This is a genomic window from Pantoea cypripedii (genome assembly GCF_011395035.1).
Lineage (GTDB): Bacteria > Pseudomonadota > Gammaproteobacteria > Enterobacterales > Enterobacteriaceae > Pantoea > Pantoea cypripedii_A.
Map to the genome: position 1 here is coordinate 3,145,856 of NZ_CP024768.1, position 21,239 is coordinate 3,167,094.

Below are 21,239 nucleotides of genomic sequence, written 5' to 3' on the forward strand. Positions count from 1 at the left end.
TCCGGAATCAGAAACCTGATTCCGGATTGTCTGTGACAGCCAGCTTCCTGCAGAGACTCTTGCAGGATCGGCATCAGCCGCTAGCTGCTTTGTGTTGTATGGTAAGAATTACAGCAAGTTGGGGATTTGCCCTGCTTTTCTTTTCGCGGATTACTTACGTAACATTGCGTCAATAAATTCTTTCCAGTTCCCCAGTTCAGTGTCAACCATAATACCCTCTCTTATTGTGCCGCCGATTTTACGCCGTTTTTTTCTACAGGTGAATACGCTTCCACCTGTTATCTGTATCGGCAAAAGCAGTCAAAAGCTGTAATTTGCTCAAATTGCGTACTGACGCACATTTCAGCAACCCCCTAACGTAGCGGGAGAAAATTCCTGGTGACAACGCGTAGCACATTTTCCTGGATAGGATAATTCTGATCAGGCTTATGGTGCGGCGGGCAATTATTCACGCGGCTAATGAAAGCGGTTACTGGTACTAAACTGCACGCATTTATTGCGCATGATGTTGAAACAAAAAAAGCGCGATAAATCGCGCCGCTACAATAATAAACTTCCGGGAGAATTCTCCCGGAAGTCCTGTTTATTGCTTAGAAACGGTCAAGATTCATCACTTTGGTCCAGGCCGCCACGAAGTCATGGACTAACTTCTCACGACCATCGCTGCTGGCGTAGACTTCCGCCAGCGCGCGCAGAATGGCGTTCGAACCGAACACCAGATCCGCACGGGTGGCGCTGAATTTAACCGCACCGCTGCTGCGATCGCGTCCTTCATACAGACCTTTCGCCTGATCAACCGATTTCCATTCATTGCCCATATCGAGCAGATTGACGAAGAAATCGTTGCTCAGCACACCCTTGCGGCTGGTAAACACACCGTGCTCGCTGCCATCGAAGTTGGCACCCAGTACGCGCATACCACCAACCAGCGCCGTCAGCTCTGGCGGGGTTAACGTCAGTTGCTGTGCTTTATCAATCAGCTGAGTTTCAGCTTCCTGAGTGGTGCCTGCACGCTGGTAGTTGCGGAAACCATCATAGCCCGGTTCCAGCAGCGCGAAGGCTTCAACATCAGTTTGTTCCTGCGTGGCATCCACGCGACCTGAGGTAAACGGCACTTTAACTGCCACATTGGCCGCCTGTGCTGCCTGTTCCACACCGACAACGCCCGCCAGCACAATCACATCCGCCAGTGAAGCTTTACCGGATGCCTGTTGTACAGCGATCAACTTCGTCAATGCTGGCTGAATGCTGGCATTCACTTCCCAGCTGTTCTGTGGCGCTAACGCTACGCGAGCCCCATTGGCACCACCGCGTTTATCACCACCACGGAAGGTTGAAGCCGAAGCCCAGGCAACCGCGACCAGCTCACCCACCGACAGACCCGTATCGGCAATCGCCGCTTTCAGGTTATCGATGTCAGCGGGCGTCGGGTTATGCGACGGCGTCGGCAGCGGGTCCTGCCAGATCAAGGCTTCTTTTGGCACTTCCGGGCCTAAATAACGTGCAATCGGCCCCATATCGCGGTGAGTCAGTTTGAACCAGGCGCGGGCGAAAGCTTCATTAAACGCCTGTGGATTATTCAGGAAACGACGCGAAATTTTCTCGAATTCAGGATCAAAACGCAGCGTCAGGTCGGTCACCAGCATGGTCGGCTTACGCTTTTTCGCCGGGTCAAACGGATCCGGGATAATCTCCGGTGCATCAACCGCTTCATACTGGATAGCGCCTGCCGGGCTATGGGTTTTGACCCACTCGTATTTGAACAGGTTCTCGAAGAAGTAGTTGCTCCACTGGGTCGGGGTTTGCGTCCATACTACTTCCAGACCGGAAGTGATGGCATCCGCACCGACGCCGCTGTTGTAGCTGCTTTGCCAGCCGAAGCCCTGCGCTTCCAGTCCGGCGGCTTCCGGTTCTGCGCCCACATGGCTGGCTGCACCGGCTCCGTGGGTTTTACCCAGCGTATGCCCACCGGCAATCAGCGCCACGGTTTCTTCATCGTCCATCCCCATATTACCGAAGGTGGCACGGATAGCCGGGGCCGCAGAGGCCGGATCGCCGCTGGCGTTCGGACCTTCCGGGTTAACGTAAATCAGGCCCATCTCCGTGGCGGAAAGCGGGTTTTTCGCCAGCGCTTCCGGATGACGATGGCTCAGCCAGGTTTTCTCATCACCCCAGTTCACATCCTGATCCGGTTCCCAGACATCCTCACGTCCGGCACCGAAACCAAAGGTGCGGAAACCGGCGTTTTCCAGCGCCACGTTGCCCGCCAGGATATAAAGGTCGGCCCAGGAAATTTTCTGGCCATATTTTTGTTTCACCGGCCACAGCAGGCGGCGCGCTTTATCCAGGCTGACGTTATCCGGCCAGGAGTTCAGAGGCGAAAAGCGCTGCTGACCGCGACCGGAGCCACCGCGACCATCGGTCATACGGTAGGTTCCTGCGCTATGCCACGCCATGCGAATAAACAGACCGGCGTAGTTACCCCAGTCGGCAGGCCACCAGGGTTGAGAGTCGGTGAGCAGTGCTTTCAGATCGGCTTTCAGGGCAAAGTAATCAAGCTGGCTAAAGGCTTCGCGATAGTTGAAGTTTTCACCGAGGGGATTCGAACGATTGGAATGCTGATTCAGTAAATCGACACGCAACTGCTTAGGCCACCAGTCACGGTTGTTGGTTCCGCCACCCGCAGCAGGCAAATCGGCGCCCTGGTGGAAAGGGCATTTGGCTGCTGACGGGGTTGTTTCGTTGGAATTGCTCATGTTGCTCTCCGCTTTTTTAATTTGCGACCAGATTAAACACCTTAACTGATAGGTAACACTTGTTTATATCAAACGATTTGATAGTTATTATCTTTTTATGTTCTCGTGCCAGAGCTTAATTGCCCGGGGCGATGACAGAACGCTGTTATCCCCTCTGGCAACCTTGTTACAATCCCTGGCCGACCACGCAATTAATCTTCACGCTAAAAGAGTAGTCAAATACTATGTTCCAGCTCTACGGCATTAAAAATTGTGACACCATTAAAAAAGCTCGCCGATATTTAGAGGCTTCTGGCATCGATTATCGTTTCCATGATTACCGCGTCGATGGCGTGGACGATGCCCTGTTGCAGTCGTTTATTGACCAGCTCGGCTATGAACCGTTGCTCAACACCCGTGGTACCACCTGGCGTAAACTGCCGGAAACGGAACGTGCCGCCGTGCAGGACGCCGACAGCGCCAAAGCCATCATGCTGGCGCAGCCTGCTGTTATCAAACGCCCGGTGTTAGCCGCTGCCAATGGTGAGCTGCTGGTCGGCTTTAATGAATCCCTTTATCACGCGTTTATCCAGGAGAAGTCATAACATGTTCTGTCCGGTTATTGAGCTGGCTCAGCAGCTGATTCGCCGTCCTTCCCTCAGCCCGGATGATGCGGGTTGTCAGGCGCTGCTGATTGCCCGACTGGAAGCGATTGGCTTCACCGTGGAACCGATGCACATTGACGATACCCTGAACTTCTGGGCAACGCGTGGTCAGGGCGAAACCCTGGCGTTTGCCGGCCACACCGACGTGGTGCCACCGGGCGACGCCAACCGCTGGATCAACCCCCCGTTCGAACCCACCATTCGTGATGGCATGCTGTTTGGTCGTGGCGCGGCCGATATGAAAGGCTCACTGGCCGCGATGGTGGTCGCCGCAGAACGTTTCGTCGCCGCGCACCCGCATCACAAGGGCCGCCTCGCCTTCCTGATTACCTCAGACGAAGAAGCCAGCGCCGCTAACGGCACGGTAAAAGTCGTTGAGCGTCTGATGGCGCGTCACGAACGGATGGATTATTGCCTGGTGGGCGAGCCGTCCAGCACCGAAGTGGTGGGCGATGTGGTGAAAAATGGCCGTCGTGGCTCGATCACCGCCAACCTGACCATTCACGGCGTGCAGGGCCACGTGGCTTATCCACATCTGGCGGATAACCCGGTGCACCGCGCCATGCCTGCGTTAAATGAACTGGTCGCCACGGAGTGGGATCAGGGTAACGAATTCTTCCCGCCAACCAGTATGCAAATCGCTAACGTGCAGGCAGGGACTGGCAGCAACAACGTGATCCCCGGCGAGTTTTTCGTACAATTCAATTTCCGTTTCAGCACCGAACTGACCGATCAAATGATCCGCGAACGCGTTGCTGCCCTGCTCGATCGTTACCAGTTGCACTACACGCTGGAGTGGAAACTTTCCGGTCAGCCATTCCTGACTTCGCGCGGTAAGCTGGTGGATGCCGTGGTGAACGCTGTGGCGCACTATAATGAAATCAAGCCGCAGCTGTTAACGACCGGCGGTACCTCTGACGGACGTTTCATCGCCCGTATGGGAGCACAGGTGGTAGAACTCGGTCCGGTGAATGCCACCATTCATAAAATCAATGAATGCGTGAAGGCGTCAGATTTGCAAATGCTGAGCCGCATGTATCAGCGCATCATGGAACAGCTGATCGCCTGAGAACACGCATAAGGAGCAGGCAAATGGAATGGTTAAAAGAGTATTGGTGGATCCTGGTGATCCTGCTGATGGTCGGTATTTTGATGAACGTTTATAAAGACCTGAAACGTATCGATCATAAAAAATTCATGGATAACAAACCGGATCTGCCACCGCATCGCGACTTCAATGACAAATGGGACGATGACGACAACTGGCCAAAGAAAAAATAACATCTGGCTCCTTCGTAGCGGCGCGATTTATCGCGCGGCTTTTTCCCGCATCGCGCACGGGATCGCGCGATTTATCGTGAACGGATCGCGCGATAAATCGCGCCGCTACGGGTACGTGCAAATATCAGGCTACACCATCATCACCACATCGTCATCGCCAGGTTTGGCACCGCTCAGCGCCTCATCAAAATAACGACGCGGTACGGTATAACGCAGATGATTCAGCGCCAGCTCCATGCTGCGATGGTCAATGGCATGCGGCAAATCCTCAACAATATCCAGCGTCACATCACCACCCAGCGCGGTTAAACGCTGCGCCGCTTCTTCTGCATGCTGCATCGGGATCTGATCATCATACTCGCCGTGAATCAGATGGATGGTGGTGCGGGTACTGGCGCGCTCCGGCAGCGTGGCGTAACGCCCGCTGAATGCCACCACGCGCCCGGCCAGATCGGCCTGCGCTTTCACGCCTTCCAGCACCATAATGCTGCCCTGCGAGAAGCCAATCAGCGCCGTTGCCTCGGGCCGCACCCCACTCTGCTGTTGCCAGTGACGCACCGACTCGACAAACTCTGGCATCGCCGCATTCACGCCCTGTTGTTCAGAACGATCATGCGCCGGAATTTCGGCAAACCATTTACGCCCCTGAGGGACATTGCCAGGTAAAGGCGCGCCCACCGCCACCACCAGCGCTTCCGGGAAAGCACGGGCAAACCAGCTGCCGATTTGCGCCATCGAATCCGGGTTATCGTTCACGCCGTGATACAGCAGAAACAGCTGGGCGGGATCGGTGCTCGGTTGCTGAACAATTACATAATGTAGTGCCATAACATCCTCCTGACATCACTATACGCCACTGCCTGGCGAGTGATATTGGGAAAATTTGAATGAGATAATGGATTTATTGCAACGAAGCGAGCCGCTGTTGCCAGCCCCCGGCCATGTTGGCATCCCGCTGTTTCAGCGCCTGAGCCACCTCGGCACGCAGCTTTATCATCAATGCTTTGCGTCCGCTGATCCCCGCTTCACGCGCCACCTGGCTCAGCGCTTGTTTTTGCATAAGCATCGCATGTAACAATGGCAGATGCAGGGGAGTCTGGCGAACCAGGCGTTGTAACGCGGCATAACTTGCCTCCCAGGGGCGTTGCGCCCAGGCAAAGCCCGCCAATAGCGCCAGGTCATCCTCATCAAGCTGCTGCGCGTCATCGGCGGCCAGCGGTAAATCCAGCTCGATGAGCTGTTGCAGCCAGCACCAGTCGCGCAACAGACGCCGTGCCGCCTGCTGCTGCAATGCCTGCGCCGCGGGCGTCAGCGCCAGCATCGCCATCGCGGCATAGCAGCCGCTGCTGGCTTCGCGCTGGGAACCGATACGCACCAGAGTGAAACCACAACGTTGCCAGAAGCGCCACAAGGTTTCCGTATAGCCAAAACTGACCGAGAGATAATCGCTGCCCTGAGCCTGCTGGCGCGCAGCCGCCACCAGCGCGGTACCGATGCCACGCTGGCGCACTGCGGCCATCACCGCGATACGGCTGATACGTTGTGAACGCAGCGTGGCAGCCTCAGGAAACCCCGCATGGGCCGCCAGCGACTGCGCCACCAGGTTGCCGCGCGGACGGCGCAACCCCGCCCACACCGCCGAGGACAGTGCGGGATCCAGTCCGCCCTCCTCCACCAGCCATAGCGCCCCCTGCACGTTGTCGGGGTTACCGGCCAGCCAGAAACGCATCCCCGGAGCATCCAGCATGCGCCGTAAATCCAGTGGCGTGGTCCGGTAATGCGCGCTGGACAGCAGGCGATACCCCGCAGCCAGCGCCTCGGGATGTTGCTCTGGCGCAGCCGGAAACAGCGTCATCTCAGGTGGCGCGACACGTTCCTGCGCATCTTCAAATAACAACACATGGCTCAGCCAGGCTTCCAGCGGGTCCTGTGGCGACCAGCGTAGCGGCTCATCCAGCGCGAAGTAGCGCACATTCGGCAACGAGGCGCAGAAACGCAGCATGAAACCCCGCCCGGTGCCTTCATAGCCCTGCACGGTGGTCGTCAGTAACACGCGCGGGAAACGCGACACCAGCTGTGACAGCAGCGGCGCAGGGATGGCGGCGGCTTCGTCGATAATCAGCCAGGCGGCGTCTGGCGGCGGTTCCTGCGCCAGCAATGCATCCGGGGCGATAAAGTGGAAATGTTCTCCGGCGAACTGCGCCAGAACGTCGGTGGAGACTTTAGCCGGAGCGGTGACAAGACAGCGCCCCTGTTGCTGTGCCAGCATCCCGGCCAGCGCTGACTTACCACGCCCGCGTGCAGCGGTGATCACCGCCACACCCGCAGGCATGGTGAGCAATTGTTGCAGGATACGTTGCTGTTGCTGAGGGGCCTGGCAATGCCAGTCAGGGAAAACTGTCGCAGCCGGTTCCCGTGCCGGAAAGCCTTCGCGCAGCAACAGGATTTGCTCATCCGCCAGTATCTGCTGTTGCAGCTGACGGGTGAAATGCGGCGTGGCTATCGGCTGGCTGACATCTGCCCAACGCAGGCTGTCAGCATCAGGCCGGGTAGCCCATTCCTGCCAGGGTGGCGTCAGCAGCAGCAACCAGCTTCCGGCGGTAAGGGTACCCGCCAGTGCGGCAAAGGCTTCGGCATGAAAACCGTGGCGAGCATCGAAAATGGCATGGCGAAACTCGCGGCCCAGCAGGGTACGCAGCGCCGCTGGCGGGTGAGAGGCCACGTCGGGTGCGTTTAATTCGCTGATGGTCAGCCAGTCACCGGGTAATGCCGTTCGCCATGTGCTGGCCTGTTGCTGCGTCCAGTCGCAGCTGCCGCTTATCACGCATAAACGGCGGATGCCTGCCCGCTGCATCGCCGCGCTGATGTCAGGCACATTCATCCGTTAGTGGCGAAGGTGTTGCATTGCCCAGGGTTGCCGCTGTCGAAACCGCGTTTAAACCAGGTATAACGCTGCTGCGAGGTGCCGTGGGTAAAGCTATCTGGCACCACCCGCCCCTGACTTTTTTGTTGCAGGCGGTCATCACCAATCGCTTCAGCGGCGTTCAGTGCTTCCTGCAAATCACCCACTTCGAGGATATTCTGCTGCTGCATATAATGGCCCCAGACACCGGCAAAGCAGTCCGCCTGCAGCTCCATCTTCACCGATAACTGATTGACCTGCGCCTGGCTGGCTCCCTGCTGCATCTGGCGCACTTTCGGTTCGATACCCAGCAGTTTCTGTACGTGATGACCAACTTCATGGGCGATCACGTAGCCCTGGGCAAAATCACCGCCCGCGCCGAGTTTGGTTTTCATCTCATCGTAAAATGACAGATCGATATATACGGTTTGATCCGTTGGACAGTAGAACGGTCCCATCACCGACTGGCCCGTGCCACAACCGGTGCGGGTAGCCCCCCGATACATCACCAGTTTGGGCGGCACGTATTGTTTGCCCATCTGCTGGAACAGCTTGCTCCAGGTGTCTTCGGTGGTGGCAAGAATGACTGAGGTGAATTTCGCCGCTTCATCCTGCGCCGGGTTGACGCGTTGCTGCTGCTGCGTGGTTGGGGTGAGGTTGCCGCCGCCTTCAATCAGCGCCGTCAGGTCATAGCCGTAATAACCGGCCACCGCCACGATGATTAACAGGATGATACCGCCTTTACCACGCGGCAAACGTATTTGTCGCCCCTCGTAACCGCCGGGTGATTGGTCACGTCGGTCTTCCACATTGTCGCTTTCGCGACGTCCCTGCCAGCGCATGGCGTGCTCCTGTTTTCATCAAATTAGCTTTGCATGATTTTAGTTGGCAGCAGCGCGATTTAAAACGTGGCACATAAAAAAACAGCGCGATAAATCGCGCCGTTACGGTATTTGCCGGTCTCTGACCAACAATTAATCCAGTTTCACACCCAGGCGGTGCGCCACTTCTTCGTAGGCTTCGATCAGGCCACCAAGGCTCTGACGGAAACGGTCTTTGTCCATTTTGTCCATGGTTTCTTTGTCCCACAGACGTGCGCCATCGGGTGAGAACTCATCGCCCAGCACCACTTCGCCTTTGAACAGACCAAACTCCAGCTTGAAGTCCACCAGGATCAGACCGGCGTCATCAAACATTTTGCTCAGCACGTCGTTGGCTTTGTAGGTCAGCTCACGCATACGCGCCAGATTCTCTTTGCTCACCCAGCCAAAGGTTTCGCAGTAAGATTCGTTCACCATCGGGTCGTGTTTGGCGTCATCTTTCAGGAAGAGATCAAACAGCGGTGGATTGAGCAACATGCCCTCTTCCACGCCCAGACGTTTTACCAGCGATCCTGCCGCACGGTTGCGCACGACGCACTCCACCGGCACCATCTCCAGCTTTTTCACCAGCGCTTCGTTATCCGACAGCAGCGCTTCCATCTGGGTCGGAATGCCCGCTTCCTGCAATTTGGTCATGATGAAATGGTTGAACTTGTTATTCACCATTCCTTTACGATCAAACTGCTCGATTCGTGCACCGTCTCCTGCTGACGTATCGTTGCGGAATTCAAGTACCAGCAGATCCGGATTGTCGGTGCTGTATACGGTTTTCGCTTTACCGCGATACAACTCAGCTCGCTTTTGCATCTTGTTAACTCCAAACATGAAAGAACCCGTGTTCAACAGTGGTTACCCACTGCACGGCGGCAATACGCAATCGTTTACCTCGCCGGGCGCTATTATGCCAAAATCTCAAAAAAAAGGCCGGATATTCTCCGGCCCGAGGCAATTTATTTGTTCAGTGCGCCCTGCATCACCGCCACCAGCGCATCATTCTGCGACTGAGTCAGCACGTGACCTTTAGGATCAATGAACTGCAGACTGCTGCGGTTGTCGAGATCGCCGACCTGCAATTTGTAATCGCCGTTCGGTAAGCCCGGATCTTTCGCACCGATATCATCCCACGCGCCGCTACCCGGCTGTTTGTAGGTAACGTTCAGGCTACCCTGCGAGCGGTTGCTGTCGGTCACTTCCATACCCGCGCGTTTCAGCGCAGCTGGCAGACGCTGCCAGGTCAGGTTGAACGGTGAACGCAGAATCAGCAGCGGCAGACCGGTATCATCGGCACCACTCTGGACGGCAATCTGTCCAATACCACGACCTGCTGCGGCATCCTGGCTGGCGGTATCGATCTTATCCATACCGGTGCTGATGTCGTTCAGCATCTGCGCGGTGTAGCGCTGGATTTGTACCGGCGCAGTCACTGGCTTACCTGACTGCTGCAGTTCCAGCAGACGAACCGTCAGTACCTGCTGGTAGCTCTGATTCTGTACGCTGACCTGGTAACGGCCACGATACTGATTGTCTTCATCCGCACGGTTCCACTGCACCCAATCGGTGGTCAGCTGTTGTCCGGCATCATCACGCTGGGCAATCGGGAATTTGTACGACTGCACCACGTTAACCACCTGTGGCCAGATGGAACCACGGCTGCTTTCCACTGCCAGCACGCCGGTATTCCCGGTGAACTGGGCGCGTGTACCGTTCATCAGTGCCAGCGGCTGAGCAGGCGGACGAATATCCAGCTCTTTACCTACTGCACCTTTGGCAACAGCGTGCGGCACGTCGTAATCACCATTCTGCAGAGGCAGAATCATCCCCGCCGGGGCTTTTAAATCATGCAGTTCAGGCGCCTGCAGGTAAGATTCATCACCGCTGACCTGGCGCTTATAACGCTGATCGCTGGAACAAGCTGACAGCAGCATCAGGGTGGAAAGACCCACCACCGTTGCCAGCGTCGAGCGCTTAACTGAATAACTCATTGATTCTCCCTAAATTATCGCAGACCCGCTTTGATCAATGCCTGTGCCGTTTTGGCCTGACCGGCTTCGGTCAGCGGCGTCATTGGCAAACGCAGCGTGTCATCCGCGATTAATCCTAGTTGTTTCGCGGCCCATTTCACCGGGATAGGATTGGGTTCACAGAAAAGCGTCTGGTGCAGGTGCATCAGACGCTGATTCAGGCGACGCGCTTCGGCAAAGTTGCCCTGCTGCGCCAGCGCGCACAGTTCAACCATTTCACGTGCCGCAACGTTGGCCGTGACCGAAATAACGCCTTTGCCGCCCAGTTGCATGAAGTCCAGTGCGGTGCCGTCATCGCCACTCACCAGAATGAATTCATCATCAACCAGCTCTTGGATCTGACTAACCCGCGATAAGTTCCCGGTTGCCTCTTTGATTCCGATAATATTTTTGATTTCGGCCAGACGAGCAACCGTCTCCGGCAGCATGTCGCAACCGGTACGTGAAGGGACGTTATACAGCATCTGCGGCAGATCGGTGCTTTCGGCAATCGCCCTGAAATGCTGGAACAAGCCTTCCTGGGTCGGACGGTTGTAGTAAGGCGTTACCGTCAGGCAGCCCACCACACCAGTGCCGGTAAAGCGTTTGGTGAGGGAAATCCCTTCGGCGGTCGCATTCGCGCCGGTTCCGGCAATCACCGGAATACGGCCATCGGCCAGTTCGAGGGTCATCATCACCACTTCGCCATGTTCTTCATGGCTGAGAGTGGCAGATTCGCCGGTGGTGCCAACAGAAACAATCGCCGCGGTGCCGCTGGCGACATGATAATCAATCAGTTTTTTCAAACTCGCGCGGCAGACATTACCTTTGTCATTCATTGGCGTAACGAGCGCAACAATACTTCCGGTGAACATGGGCGATCCCCTCGACATACAAGTGCTTCATGGTACGTTTTACGCCGAGGGAAAAGCAAGCGAGCCACGCCATTCAAGCGCTTGTCAGCAGTTTTTTTTATGTTTACCTTATGGTTATTAGCGAACACACAGGAAATGTCATTTTGTCGCAGCCACAGCCTCACCACCTGGTGATCACCGCGTTGGGCGTTGATCGTCCGGGTATCGTGAATACCATCACCCGCCATGTCAGCAGCTGCGGCTGCAACATCGAAGATAGTCGTCTGGCGATGCTCGGTGATGAATTCACCTTTATTATGCTGCTCTCCGGAAGCTGGAATGCCATCACCCTGATTGAATCGACCCTGCCGATGAAAGGTGCCGAGCTGGAGTTGCTGATTGTGATGAAGCGCACCAACGCGCGCGCCACGCCGCCGATGCCCGCCACCGTCTGGGTGCAGGTTGAAGTACCGGATTCACCGCATATCATTGAGCGCTTCACCGATTTGTTTGATAAACATCAGATGAATATCGCCGAGCTGGTTTCGCGTATTCAACCCGCGCAGGATGGCGTACCGCCCACACTGTATATTCAGATGACCGCGCACAGTGTTGAAGGTGCCAGTATCGAACCCGCGTTTAATCAACTCTGTCAGGAACTGCACGCCCAGGGTACGATTCGCCTGTACAGTGCGCCGGCCAGCACCCCTGCCGGGCACTGATCTGACCTCCGGGTTATTTCGTCACACACTCTACCCAAAATGGGTAAACAGTGTGCGGAAATAACCCTGACGGTAAACTCCACCTGGCACTTTTGGTCCTGATGGTGTATTACCCACAGCATGAAGAAAAAAATGGAGAGTTGTGATGAATCCACTGAAAGCCGGTAATACCGCACCGAAATTTAGCTTGCCCGATCAGGATGGCGAACAAGTAAATTTGGCCGACTTCCAGGGACAGCGCGTTCTGGTCTATTTCTATCCGAAAGCCATGACTCCAGGTTGCACCGTACAGGCCTGTGGCCTACGCGACAACATGGATGAACTGAAAAAAGTCGGCGTAGAAGTGCTGGGTATCAGCACTGACAAACCAGAAAAGCTGTCACGTTTTGCCGAAAAAGAGATGCTGAACTTCACGCTGCTGTCTGATGAAGATCATCAGGTCTGCGAGCAGTTTGGCGTCTGGGGGGAGAAATCCTTTATGGGGAAAACCTATGACGGCATTCACCGCATCAGCTTCCTGATTGATGGTGATGGCAAGGTGGAGAAGGTGTTTGACGATTTCAAAACGTCTAACCACCACGACATCGTGCTGGATTACCTGCAGTCAGCCTGATACCCACGGGTGCGCCATGCGCACCCGTTTTCCTAGCTTACGATGGTCTCTTCCGGCCAGGCGCGCACCACGGCTTTGATTAATGTGGCCAGCGGGATGGCAAAGAACACGCCCCAAAAGCCCCACAATCCACCGAAAATCACCACCGATAAAATGATCACCAGCGGATGCAGGTTGACCGCCTCGGAGAACAGAATCGGCACCAGTATGTTGCCATCCAGCCCCTGAACCACCAGATACACCACAAACATGGTCCAGAAATCGCTGCCCAGCCCCCACTGAAACAGGCCGACACCGATCACCGGAATGGTCACCAGCATCGCCCCGATGTAAGGGATCAGCACGGAAATCCCCACCAGCACCGCCAGCAGCAGGGCGTAATTAAGGCCGAGCAACAGAAACGCCAGCCAGCTCACCACGCCCACCGCCAGCATTTCCAGCACTTTGCCACGAATGTAGTTGGTGATTTGCTGGTTCATCTCCTGCCATACCACGCCCGCCAGACCACGATTGCGTGGCAGGACGCGGCGCACGGCATTGAGCATCTGCTCTTTGTCTTTCAGCAGGAAAAACACCATCAGCGGCACCAGCACCAGGTAGATCATCAGCGTCATCAGCCCGACCAGCGACGCCAGTGAATATTTCACCAGCGAATCACCCAGTCCGGTAAGGCGGCTACGCAAATTCTCCACCACGATATCAATGATGCCCGCATCTACCAGCGCCGGATAACGCTTCGGCAGCCCGGCAGCAAACAGGTAGAGTTTGTTGAGCATATTAGGAAGGTCATGGGTCAGGTTGATGCTTTGTTGCCACGCCACCGGCACGACAATCAACCCCATCACCAGCACGATGCTACCGAACAGCACCAGCACGATGCTGGTAGCCCAGGTGCGGCTACAACCGACACGTTGCAGGCGCACCGTGGGCCACTCCAGCAGATAAGCCAGTACCACCGCCACCAGCAGCGGGGCCAGCAGACCACTGAAGAAGAAGAGGATGCAGAACGCCGCCAGCAAAATCACCACCAGGCCAATCGCCTGGGGATCGCTGAAACGACGTCTGTACCATTGAATAAGCAGAGCCAGCATTCTTTCATTCCCTGTAATGGCGCGATTTATCGCGCTGTTCCGTGCATTATGCCGGAAAAGCCTGCGCGATAAATCGCGCCGCTACAAATCCTTAATCCCTGCTAACGCGTGATACTGCTGACGAGGGCGTCCTGCCCGGCAATCATCACGCAGTTACGTCCGGCATTTTTCGCCTGATACAACGCTGCATCGGCCTGCTTCAGGCTCTGCTCCTGGGTGCCGTTCTCCGGTTGCCACAGGGCAATGCCGACAGAAATGGTGATATTGCCTACCGTATCGATACGATTGTCAGCAATATTGTTGCGCAAGCGCTCGGCAATTATCCGCGCTTCCTCCGCCGTGGTGCCGGGCAGCAGCATCAGAAACTCTTCACCGCCGTTGCGGCACACCACGTCGGTGGCGCGCGCGCTGTGGCTGAGGGCCTGGGCAATTTTTTTGATCACTTCGTCACCCACATCATGACCGAAGTTATCATTCACGCGTTTAAAATGGTCGATGTCCAGTGCCAGCACGGCAAACGGCTGGCGCATGGCGTTGAAATAATCCAGCACCGCGCTAAGGCCACGCCGGTTGAGCAGGCTGGTCAGGGGATCGGTCTGCACTTCAGACTTCAGCCGGCCAATTTTGTCCTGCACCAGGCTGATGCCGGTCAGCATCGCGCGTTTAACCTGCGCGGCTTCAAAGTACCAGGCACGAATGCCGCCAATCTCGCCCGACACACTTTGCACATCCATCTGGCTGGCTTTACGCGCCAGCTGCCATAACGGTAATGCGATCAGCCGCGCCAGAATCATCGCCACCAGCAGCGTTAACAAGGCAAACGGCACCGAGTTTTTCAACACTTTCAACAGCAATCCGGAGAGCGGAGCCAGGGTGACGTCGGTGGGTTTCAGCGCCACCACCATCCAGCCGGTGGTCGGCACAATCGCGTAACCGGCCAGTTTCGCAGTTCCCTCCTCCGTCAGTTGCAGCGAACCATTGGTTTGCGCCTGACGCTGCTCCTCGCTGATGATGCCCGGCACGCTTTTACCAATCAGCTGATTATTCTGGTGATACAGCACCTAGTTATTGCGATCCAGCACGTAAACATGGGTGCCATCACGATAATATTGCTCGCCCAGCAGCTCGTTCAGAATGCTTTTCTTCTTCAGATAGATGGTGCCACCGACATAACCCAGGTAGCGACCTTCTTTGCTCCAGATCGGCCAGGAGACAAACACCAGCAGGTTATTGGCTGCGGAAAGCGTCGGTTTGCTGACCATCGGCTGACGCTTAGCCAGCGCCTCGCGTGAAGCCTGACTGGTGAGCTTCATGCCTTTCAGCATCAGCGATTCCGGCGAAATGGCTTTCACTACGCCATCGGTGTTCACCACCGCCACGGAGTTGAAGCTGCTGGTCTGCTCGCGCAGGCGATTCACTTCCTGCTGCGCCAGTTCGTTATTGTCGAAATCTTTGCCCAGCTGGGTCGCGCTGTAGTGCAGCTGGGATTGTGCCAGCTGAAAGAAAACTTCGGTGGTGGCGGCCAGCTTGGTGGCGTAAGCGCGATTGGCTTCGAGGGTACTCTCGATCAGGACCATGCGTTGCACGCGCCATGTCGCATACAGGGCGTTAGCAAGCGTGATAACAATACTGGTGATCGCCAGCAGCGTGATCAGCGTGCGCAGATCGGTTTTTGGCCGGATGCGCATTAACATGGTGTCTCCACCATGATGAGTCTGTTCATAATTCGAGTGCCTGACAGTATTGTTATTGTTGGTGGTACATACCCTGGTGAGGTAACAGAGGATTGTACACCCGCAACTCAATTTGAGCACGAAGCATCCTGTCGGCACACGATTTCTTTTACTTATATCTGGCGCTGATTAGTCAATTAAGCCGTTAATATCGTAAAACGGAAACGGCCCTGGATAATCACCAATGGCACACAGATGCGTCGTCATTCCCTGCTGCGGATGCCAGCGATGCAGCAGAAAACCCGGCGGTTCCAGCACAAAGTTGGCTGGTCCCTCTGCTGACAAATCAAACGCCACCTGATGCGATACCCCCGGAGCCGTACAGGCCAGGGTGCCAGCGAAACGCGCCTGAATCGATCGGTGCAAATGGCCACTGAGCACGCGTTCTACCTGCGGGTGCTGGCGAATCACTGCTGCCAGTGCATCAGGGTTGCGCAGCGGTTGTTTATCCATATGACCGATGCCGGTGATAAAAGGCGGATGATGCAGCATCACCAGGGTTGGGATGTTGGGTGCGCTTTGCAGTTGCGCGTCCAGCCACTCAAGCTGCGCTTCATCGACATACCCCCACGGCTGCTGTGGCACGCTGGAATCCAGTGCCAGCAACTGCAAACCGTTAACGCGGGTTTGCCAGTTGAGGGTTTCCCCGCGTTGCAGATAAGTATGTTCCGGGAAAGCCGCGCGTAGCGCCTGGCGGTCGTCATGGTTACCCGGCATCAACAGATAAGGCAGTTGCAGCTGCTTCAGTGCCTGGCGCAGAGTTTGATACTCTTCCGGCAAGCCAAAATCAACCAAATCGCCGGTAATCACCACCACATCCGGGCGCGGTCGCAATTGATTCAGCGTCGCAATCACCCGCAGCAACGCAGCCTGGGTATCCACTTTTTTATAAGACAGGCGACCCTGCGCCTTGATATGTAAATCGCTGATTTGCGCAATCAGCGTCATTGCTTCAGACAATCTTTATTCCTCACGAAGCAGAAAATTGAAAGGCGGCGTCCTGCGCCAGCGACCAGCTCACCGGCTGCCCGGCATGCCAGGCTTCACGGGCATGACGATCAACCTGAATCGGCGCGGCCAGACCGATATCAATCATCAGCCGCTGTGACGCCCCCAGGAAGGTACTGGCGACGACAAAACCCTGGCGCGTATAACGGTTATCGCTGGCCAGCAGCACATCTTCCGGGCGGCAAAAACGCTGGGGATTGCCGCGCGTATCGACATCGACGCAGTTAATCGCCCCAACAAAATCAGCCACGAACTTCGACGCCGGATGCTGATAAATGCGCTGCGGCGTATCGATTTGCACCAGACGTCCGTGTTCCATCACCGCAATCCGATCGCCCAGCGCCATGGCCTCCTGTTGATCGTGGGTGACGTACACGGCGGTGATCGCCAGCTGCTTCAGCAGCGCGCCAATCTCCAGGCGCAGACGGTCACGCAGGCGTGCATCCAGCGCCGCCAGCGGTTCGTCAAACAGCAGCACTTTCGGGCGAGCCGCCAGCGCACGGGCCAGCGCCACGCGTTGCTTCTGCCCGCCGGAAAGTTTATCGATACTGCGCTGCGCCAGCGCGCTGAGGTCCACCAGCGCCAGCATTTCCTTCACCCGTGCCTCGCGCTCCGCACGCGGTACGCCCTGCACTTTCAGGCCGTAAGCCACGTTGTCGGCCACGTTCAGATTGGGAAACAGCGCGTAGTTCTGGAACACCATGCCGACATTGCGTTTTTCAATCGGTAAAGCAGTGACGTTGCGCCCGTCAAACCACACTTCACCACCGGCATCGCAGCTTTCCAGCCCGCTGATAATGCGCAGCGTGGTGGTTTTACCGCAGCCCGAAGGCCCCAGCAGCACCAGGGTTTCACCCGCATTGACTGTCAGATCCAGCGGATGCAGCGCCAGGTGATGATGAAAGCGACGCGAGCAGTTGTGAAGCTGAACGGTTACGGCAGCGTTGTTCATGCCGGCTCCTTGTGTTGGCGCGCAACTGCGCGGTTAAGCCATTGATTAAGCGCATTCAGCAGCAGCAACAACGGCAGAATCATCAGGATAAAAATCAGGGTATAGGCCGAGCCGACTTCCAGCCGCATCGAGGCATAGCTATCGGCCAGGCCCACCGGCAGGGTTTTGGTCAGCGGTGTGTGCAGCATCCAGGTGATGTTGAACTCCCCCACCGATAACGTGATGACCATAAAAGCCCCGGCGAGGATGCCGTTGCGGCAGTTGGGCACCACCACGGTGAAGAAGCGCTGCCAGAACCCGGCACCGAGGCTGGCGGAGGCTTCTTCCAGGCGTGGCATATCCACCGCCTGCATCACTGCCAGCACCGGGCGCATCATAAACGGCAGGGTAAAGAGTACGTGACCGATCAGGATAAACAGCCAGCTATCGCGCAATGCGGAAAACTGACCATATAACAGGATGATACCGAGCGCAGTGGCCAGGCCCGGCAGCGCCACCGGCAACATCAGGCATTCTTCAATGCGCGCGGCCCAGCGGCCCGGTGCTTTCAGCAATCCCCAGGCGGCAGGCACACCGATCACCAGTGTGACCAGCAGGCAGCACAGCGCAATCAGTAACGACAGCCAGAAGGTGTCGGCGTACATCTGCCACACCTGCTCCACCCACTTCAGCGTCAGACCGCTGCGCAGGCCAATAAAATAGTTGTTGGTCACCCCGGCCAGCATCGACAGCACCACCGGCACAAGCATAAACAGCGCGGTGAGCGTGGTGATCAGCAGCTGCAGGGTAAAGAGTCCACGACGATTCATACCACCTCCTGCGCCGAACGATGCGCCAGACGACGCGCCAACATCAGCGCCAGCCAGGCGACGCCTCCCATCACCACGGATAACGCCGCCGCAGTGGCAAAGTTGGCGTAGTTAGTGAACTCGCCATAAATGGTCAGCGGCAACACCGCTAAATCGGTGCCGAGAGTAAAGGCGGTACCAAACGCCCCCATGCTGGTGGCAAAGCACAGCGCACCGGTGGAGAGCAGCGCCGGTTGTAGTCCAGGCACGATCACATCCCAGGTAATACGCCATTGACTGGCACCGAGCGAACGTGCCGCTTCTTCCAGCGAATGATCGAGTTTTTCACTGGCCGCCACCAGCGTGACAATGGCGCGTGGCAGTGAAAAGTAGAGATAACCGATAAACAACCCGACCAGTGAATAAGCCAGCGTCCAGCGTTCATGCACCAGGCTCATGCTTATCTGTGCCAGCAAACCCTGACGGCCCGCCAGCATCACCACCAGGAACCCTACCACCACGCCGGGAAATGCCAGCGGGAAGGTCAGCAGTGCCAGCAGGATGCCGCGACCGGCAAAGCGCTGACGCGCCAGAAAACAGCCAACACTGGCGGCAATCAACAACGTCACCAGCGTGACCGCCAGCGACAACAACACGGTATTCAGCAGGCTCAGCAAATATTGTGGCTGGCTGATTACCGTCCAGTAACCACTGTGCTGGGTGGTGCGGTCTGCCTGCATACCGATTTGCAGCAAACGGGCAAACGGCAGCAGCCAGAAAGCACAGAAAAACAGCAGCGCGGGCAGCGTCAGCCATAACCAGCGACTGCCCGCTAACTTACGTGTCTGGCGGCATGAAGCCGCCAGGGTGTCGGACTGCGACATTAATGGATCTCACTCAGATAACGGGCAGAGAAGGCTTTCTGCGCATCAGCCATCTGCTGGTAATCAACGGTTTTGGCGCGCGCGTAATCGCTGTCCGGCAGGAAGTATTTCTTCGCTTCAGGCGACATCGCGGAAGTACGCACCGGGCGCAGGAACGCATTGGCCCAGATGGCTTGCCCTTTGTCCGACAGTACGTAATCGATCACTTTCTTGCCGTTAGCTTCGTGCGGCGCATTCTTCACCAGGCTGATGACATACGGCACCGTCACCGTGCCCTCTTTCGGGATCACAAAGGCCACGTTGGCATGATCTTTATATTTGGCGCGATAGGCGTTGAAGTCGTAATCGAGCAGAATCGGGATCTCGCCGGAGAGCAGACGCGCATAGGCGGTTTGTTTTGGCACAATCGGCTGATTCGCCTGCAATTTTTTGAACCACTCCAGGCCAGGTGTAAAATCGTGCATATTGCCGCCCAGCGCCTGGTTAACCGCCACCGCAGCCACATAACCGACAAAGGCGCTGGCCGGATCGAGATAGCCAATCATGCCTTTATATTCCGGCTTCAACAGGTCATTCCAGGATTGCGGGACAGGCGCGCCACCCAGTGCATCGACGTTGACCATAAAGCCCATGGTGCCCGAATGCAGCGCAACCCATTTACCATTGGGATCTTTCATGCCTGCCGGGATTTCATCCCAGTGTTTGGGTTTATAGCTGGCGATGACTCCGGCGCTGTCTGCCTGGATACCAAAGCTGACGCCGTAATACACCACATCCGCCACCGGGTTAGCCTGCTCAGCCACCATCTGCGCCAGTGCCTGGCCGGAGTTTTTGTTGTCCTGCGGCACCTGAATGCCGGTGTCTTTGGCGATGGCCTTGAGCTGCGTGCCCCAGTCAGCCCATTCCGGTGGGCAGTTGTAACAAATGGCGGTTTCTGCCGCCTGAGTCTGTGCGCTGAGTAGCGAACCGAGTGTCAGGGCCAGCGCCCCGGCAATGATTTTGACTTTTTTACGCAATTTCATGATGGTTCCCTGGTGTTGGCAATAAACGAAGAAATCGGTGCAGCCACGCTTTCACCTGGCCGCAGTCGATGTGCCAGCACGCGTGTGCCACGGCTGGCCTGTTGTAAAAGCATCTCAATGGCGCAGGTACCCAGCCGTTCGCCAGGCTGCGCCACGCTTGCCAGTGAGGGGGCAATCTGTTCACCGATATCGATGCCATCAAACCCCATCACTGAAAGTTGTTGTGGAATGCGTACGCCGGCGCGCTGGGCGTCACCAATCAGGCTGATCGCCAGCAAATCATTGGTGCAAATGACCGCCGTCAGCGCCGACTCGCCCTGCAACCAGGGTTGCAGCAGCGCGAAATCTGAATGGGTGTGGCTGGGCATTTCAATCACCGGCAGGGCCGCCTGTTGCATGGCGTCGCAGTAGCCCTGATACCGCAGGCGGGCGCGATCGGATTGCAGCATCGGACCGGCAATCATGCCGATATGCCGGTGCCCGAGTTGCCGCAGATGATCGGTGGCTTCACGCATCGCCTGACGGTTATCGACACAAATCGCAGGCCAGTCGCTGTGCTGCGGCACGTTATGCGCCAGCACAAACGGCATCTGCGCCTCATGCAGGGTGTGCAGTACCGCGCTGTTGTCAGCATCGGCCACGGTTAACACCAGTCCCGCCACCCGCTGGCGCAGCATATGTTCAACAATCGCTGCTTCGCGTTCGGGCTGATAATCGCTGGTCGCCACCAGCAGACCAAATCCGGCCTGACGCGCTTCACGCTCCATCGCCTGCAACTGTTGCGAGAAAATCGGGTTGAGCAAAGAAGGCAGCAACACCCCGAGGGTGGTCGAGTGTTGGGTACGTAGCTGGCGCGCGATGTGGTTGGGGCGAAAACCCAATTGTTCCGATGCCGCCAGCACCTTGTTTAAGGTATCCGGCCGCAGCAGATGGGGATCAGAGAAGGCACGCGCCGCTGTCGCGCGCGAGACGCCAGCCAGCTTTGCCACACTCAGTAAATCGGACATGTTCGCCTCGTTAGTCACCAATGAGATCGATCTCATTGGTGCTTAACTTAATGGCGAACTGTGACAGCAACATCGCGCGGAGGTGACAGAAAGATGACAGC

The 21,239-nt window shown here is 56.6% G+C and carries 20 protein-coding genes and 1 pseudogene; 5 read left to right on the forward strand and 16 right to left on the reverse strand.

Annotated features, from left to right (window positions below; translation table 11 throughout):
* Positions 1 to 150: 150 nt before the first annotated feature.
* Both ypfM and katG read right to left on the reverse strand, forming a co-directional pair.
* Complete coding sequence (gene ypfM / locus CUN67_RS30685) at positions 151 to 210, reverse strand: protein YpfM (RefSeq protein WP_139810981.1); 60 nt, start codon at positions 208 to 210, stop codon at positions 151 to 153.
* 380 nt (positions 211 to 590) lie between these two features.
* Positions 591 to 2,756, reverse strand: coding sequence for a catalase/peroxidase HPI (gene katG, locus CUN67_RS14680; RefSeq protein ID WP_208716027.1), 2,166 nt, complete (start codon positions 2,754 to 2,756; stop codon positions 591 to 593).
* Positions 2,757 to 2,980: 224 nt separating this feature from the next.
* Between katG and CUN67_RS14685 the strand changes: the two genes are divergently transcribed.
* The 3 genes from CUN67_RS14685 to CUN67_RS14695 are packed head-to-tail and all read left to right on the forward strand — an operon-like array spanning position 2,981 to position 4,681.
* Complete coding sequence (locus CUN67_RS14685; protein ID WP_208716028.1) at positions 2,981 to 3,340, forward strand: ArsC family reductase; 360 nt, start codon at positions 2,981 to 2,983, stop codon at positions 3,338 to 3,340.
* A gap of 1 nt (position 3,341) precedes the next feature.
* Entirely contained in the window at positions 3,342 to 4,469 is a 1,128-nt protein-coding gene (gene dapE, locus CUN67_RS14690; protein ID WP_208716029.1) for a succinyl-diaminopimelate desuccinylase, read from the forward strand.
* A gap of 23 nt (positions 4,470 to 4,492) precedes the next feature.
* Complete coding sequence (locus CUN67_RS14695; RefSeq protein ID WP_208716030.1) at positions 4,493 to 4,681, forward strand: YpfN family protein; 189 nt, start codon at positions 4,493 to 4,495, stop codon at positions 4,679 to 4,681.
* Between the two features lie 129 nt (positions 4,682 to 4,810).
* Here the strand turns inward: CUN67_RS14695 and ypfH are convergent, their stop codons facing one another.
* From ypfH to dapA, 6 genes are all read right to left on the reverse strand, one after another.
* Positions 4,811 to 5,509, reverse strand: a complete 699-nt coding sequence (gene ypfH / locus CUN67_RS14700) for an esterase (RefSeq protein WP_208716031.1) — start codon at positions 5,507 to 5,509, stop codon at positions 4,811 to 4,813.
* A 73-nt stretch (positions 5,510 to 5,582) separates the two neighbouring features.
* A complete protein-coding gene (locus tag CUN67_RS14705; RefSeq protein WP_208716032.1) occupies positions 5,583 to 7,562 on the reverse strand; it encodes a tRNA(Met) cytidine acetyltransferase TmcA in 1,980 nt (659 codons plus the stop codon).
* Complete coding sequence (gene ypfJ / locus CUN67_RS14710) at positions 7,559 to 8,425, reverse strand: KPN_02809 family neutral zinc metallopeptidase (RefSeq protein ID WP_208716033.1); 867 nt, start codon at positions 8,423 to 8,425, stop codon at positions 7,559 to 7,561. Before ypfJ ends, CUN67_RS14705 begins: the two co-directional genes overlap by 4 nt.
* 132 nt (positions 8,426 to 8,557) lie before the next feature.
* Entirely contained in the window at positions 8,558 to 9,271 is a 714-nt protein-coding gene (gene purC / locus CUN67_RS14715) for a phosphoribosylaminoimidazolesuccinocarboxamide synthase (RefSeq protein WP_013510031.1), read from the reverse strand.
* Positions 9,272 to 9,414: 143 nt separating this feature from the next.
* Positions 9,415 to 10,446 (reverse strand): outer membrane protein assembly factor BamC, encoded by a 1,032-nt coding sequence (bamC, locus tag CUN67_RS14720; protein WP_208716034.1) that lies wholly within the window; start codon positions 10,444 to 10,446, stop codon positions 9,415 to 9,417.
* A 14-nt stretch (positions 10,447 to 10,460) separates the two neighbouring features.
* Positions 10,461 to 11,339 carry a 4-hydroxy-tetrahydrodipicolinate synthase gene (gene dapA, locus CUN67_RS14725; RefSeq protein ID WP_208716035.1) on the reverse strand — a complete coding sequence of 293 codons (879 nt, stop codon included), beginning with the start codon at positions 11,337 to 11,339 and terminating at the stop codon, positions 10,461 to 10,463.
* Between the two features lie 143 nt (positions 11,340 to 11,482).
* Here dapA and CUN67_RS14730 point away from each other — a divergent pair, with 143 nt between their 5' ends.
* On the forward strand, positions 11,483 to 12,040 hold the full coding sequence (locus tag CUN67_RS14730) for a glycine cleavage system transcriptional repressor (protein WP_217621295.1): 558 nt from the start codon (positions 11,483 to 11,485) through the stop codon (positions 12,038 to 12,040).
* A gap of 145 nt (positions 12,041 to 12,185) precedes the next feature.
* Complete coding sequence (gene bcp / locus CUN67_RS14735) at positions 12,186 to 12,653, forward strand: thioredoxin-dependent thiol peroxidase (protein WP_208716037.1); 468 nt, start codon at positions 12,186 to 12,188, stop codon at positions 12,651 to 12,653.
* A 32-nt stretch (positions 12,654 to 12,685) separates the two neighbouring features.
* Here the strand turns inward: bcp and CUN67_RS14740 are convergent, their stop codons facing one another.
* The 8 genes and pseudogenes from CUN67_RS14740 to CUN67_RS14775 all read right to left on the reverse strand — a co-directional run bounded on the left by CUN67_RS14740 (position 12,686) and on the right by CUN67_RS14775 (position 21,138).
* Positions 12,686 to 13,744 carry an AI-2E family transporter gene (locus CUN67_RS14740; protein ID WP_208716038.1) on the reverse strand — a complete coding sequence of 353 codons (1,059 nt, stop codon included), beginning with the start codon at positions 13,742 to 13,744 and terminating at the stop codon, positions 12,686 to 12,688.
* A gap of 101 nt (positions 13,745 to 13,845) precedes the next feature.
* A pseudogene (locus CUN67_RS14745) lies at positions 13,846 to 15,438 on the reverse strand (sensor domain-containing diguanylate cyclase).
* Positions 15,439 to 15,606: 168 nt separating this feature from the next.
* On the reverse strand, positions 15,607 to 16,425 hold the full coding sequence (locus CUN67_RS14750) for a phosphodiesterase (RefSeq protein ID WP_439332281.1): 819 nt from the start codon (positions 16,423 to 16,425) through the stop codon (positions 15,607 to 15,609).
* 22 nt (positions 16,426 to 16,447) lie between these two features.
* A complete protein-coding gene (locus CUN67_RS14755) occupies positions 16,448 to 17,437 on the reverse strand; it encodes an ABC transporter ATP-binding protein (RefSeq protein ID WP_208716040.1) in 990 nt (329 codons plus the stop codon).
* The gene (locus tag CUN67_RS14760) at positions 17,434 to 18,246 is read right to left on the reverse strand and encodes an ABC transporter permease (RefSeq protein WP_208716041.1); all 813 of its coding nucleotides are present in this window, start codon (positions 18,244 to 18,246) and stop codon (positions 17,434 to 17,436) included. Before CUN67_RS14760 ends, CUN67_RS14755 begins: the two co-directional genes overlap by 4 nt.
* The gene (locus CUN67_RS14765; RefSeq protein ID WP_208716042.1) at positions 18,243 to 19,109 is read right to left on the reverse strand and encodes an ABC transporter permease; all 867 of its coding nucleotides are present in this window, start codon (positions 19,107 to 19,109) and stop codon (positions 18,243 to 18,245) included. Before CUN67_RS14765 ends, CUN67_RS14760 begins: the two co-directional genes overlap by 4 nt.
* Positions 19,109 to 20,131 (reverse strand): ABC transporter substrate-binding protein, encoded by a 1,023-nt coding sequence (locus tag CUN67_RS14770; RefSeq protein ID WP_208716043.1) that lies wholly within the window; start codon positions 20,129 to 20,131, stop codon positions 19,109 to 19,111. Before CUN67_RS14770 ends, CUN67_RS14765 begins: the two co-directional genes overlap by 1 nt.
* Entirely contained in the window at positions 20,128 to 21,138 is a 1,011-nt protein-coding gene (locus CUN67_RS14775) for a LacI family DNA-binding transcriptional regulator (protein ID WP_208716044.1), read from the reverse strand. Before CUN67_RS14775 ends, CUN67_RS14770 begins: the two co-directional genes overlap by 4 nt.
* Between the last annotated feature and the right edge of the window lie 101 nt (positions 21,139 to 21,239).

What these genes read in the sequence shown, in the direction of transcription:
- CUN67_RS14705 (WP_208716032.1), bottom strand. Translation starts at nt 7,562, where the DNA reads ATGAATGTGCCTGACATCAGCGCGGCGATGCAGCGGGCAGGCATCCGC.
- CUN67_RS14760 (WP_208716041.1), bottom strand. Translation starts at nt 18,246, where the DNA reads ATGAATCGTCGTGGACTCTTTACCCTGCAGCTGCTGATCACCACGCTC.
- CUN67_RS14740 (WP_208716038.1), bottom strand. Translation starts at nt 13,744, where the DNA reads ATGCTGGCTCTGCTTATTCAATGGTACAGACGTCGTTTCAGCGATCCC.
- purC (WP_013510031.1), bottom strand. Translation starts at nt 9,271, where the DNA reads ATGCAAAAGCGAGCTGAGTTGTATCGCGGTAAAGCGAAAACCGTATAC.
- ypfJ (WP_208716033.1), bottom strand. Translation starts at nt 8,425, where the DNA reads ATGCGCTGGCAGGGACGTCGCGAAAGCGACAATGTGGAAGACCGACGT.
- dapE (WP_208716029.1), top strand. Translation starts at nt 3,342, where the DNA reads ATGTTCTGTCCGGTTATTGAGCTGGCTCAGCAGCTGATTCGCCGTCCT.
- CUN67_RS14695 (WP_208716030.1), top strand. Translation starts at nt 4,493, where the DNA reads ATGGAATGGTTAAAAGAGTATTGGTGGATCCTGGTGATCCTGCTGATG.
- bcp (WP_208716037.1), top strand. Translation starts at nt 12,186, where the DNA reads ATGAATCCACTGAAAGCCGGTAATACCGCACCGAAATTTAGCTTGCCC.
- katG (WP_208716027.1), bottom strand. Translation starts at nt 2,756, where the DNA reads ATGAGCAATTCCAACGAAACAACCCCGTCAGCAGCCAAATGCCCTTTC.
- CUN67_RS14685 (WP_208716028.1), top strand. Translation starts at nt 2,981, where the DNA reads ATGTTCCAGCTCTACGGCATTAAAAATTGTGACACCATTAAAAAAGCT.
- CUN67_RS14770 (WP_208716043.1), bottom strand. Translation starts at nt 20,131, where the DNA reads ATGAAATTGCGTAAAAAAGTCAAAATCATTGCCGGGGCGCTGGCCCTG.
- CUN67_RS14755 (WP_208716040.1), bottom strand. Translation starts at nt 17,437, where the DNA reads ATGAACAACGCTGCCGTAACCGTTCAGCTTCACAACTGCTCGCGTCGC.
- dapA (WP_208716035.1), bottom strand. Translation starts at nt 11,339, where the DNA reads ATGTTCACCGGAAGTATTGTTGCGCTCGTTACGCCAATGAATGACAAA.
- CUN67_RS14765 (WP_208716042.1), bottom strand. Translation starts at nt 19,109, where the DNA reads ATGTCGCAGTCCGACACCCTGGCGGCTTCATGCCGCCAGACACGTAAG.
- CUN67_RS14775 (WP_208716044.1), bottom strand. Translation starts at nt 21,138, where the DNA reads ATGTCCGATTTACTGAGTGTGGCAAAGCTGGCTGGCGTCTCGCGCGCG.
- ypfH (WP_208716031.1), bottom strand. Translation starts at nt 5,509, where the DNA reads ATGGCACTACATTATGTAATTGTTCAGCAACCGAGCACCGATCCCGCC.
- bamC (WP_208716034.1), bottom strand. Translation starts at nt 10,446, where the DNA reads ATGAGTTATTCAGTTAAGCGCTCGACGCTGGCAACGGTGGTGGGTCTT.
- CUN67_RS14750 (WP_439332281.1), bottom strand. Translation starts at nt 16,425, where the DNA reads ATGACGCTGATTGCGCAAATCAGCGATTTACATATCAAGGCGCAGGGT.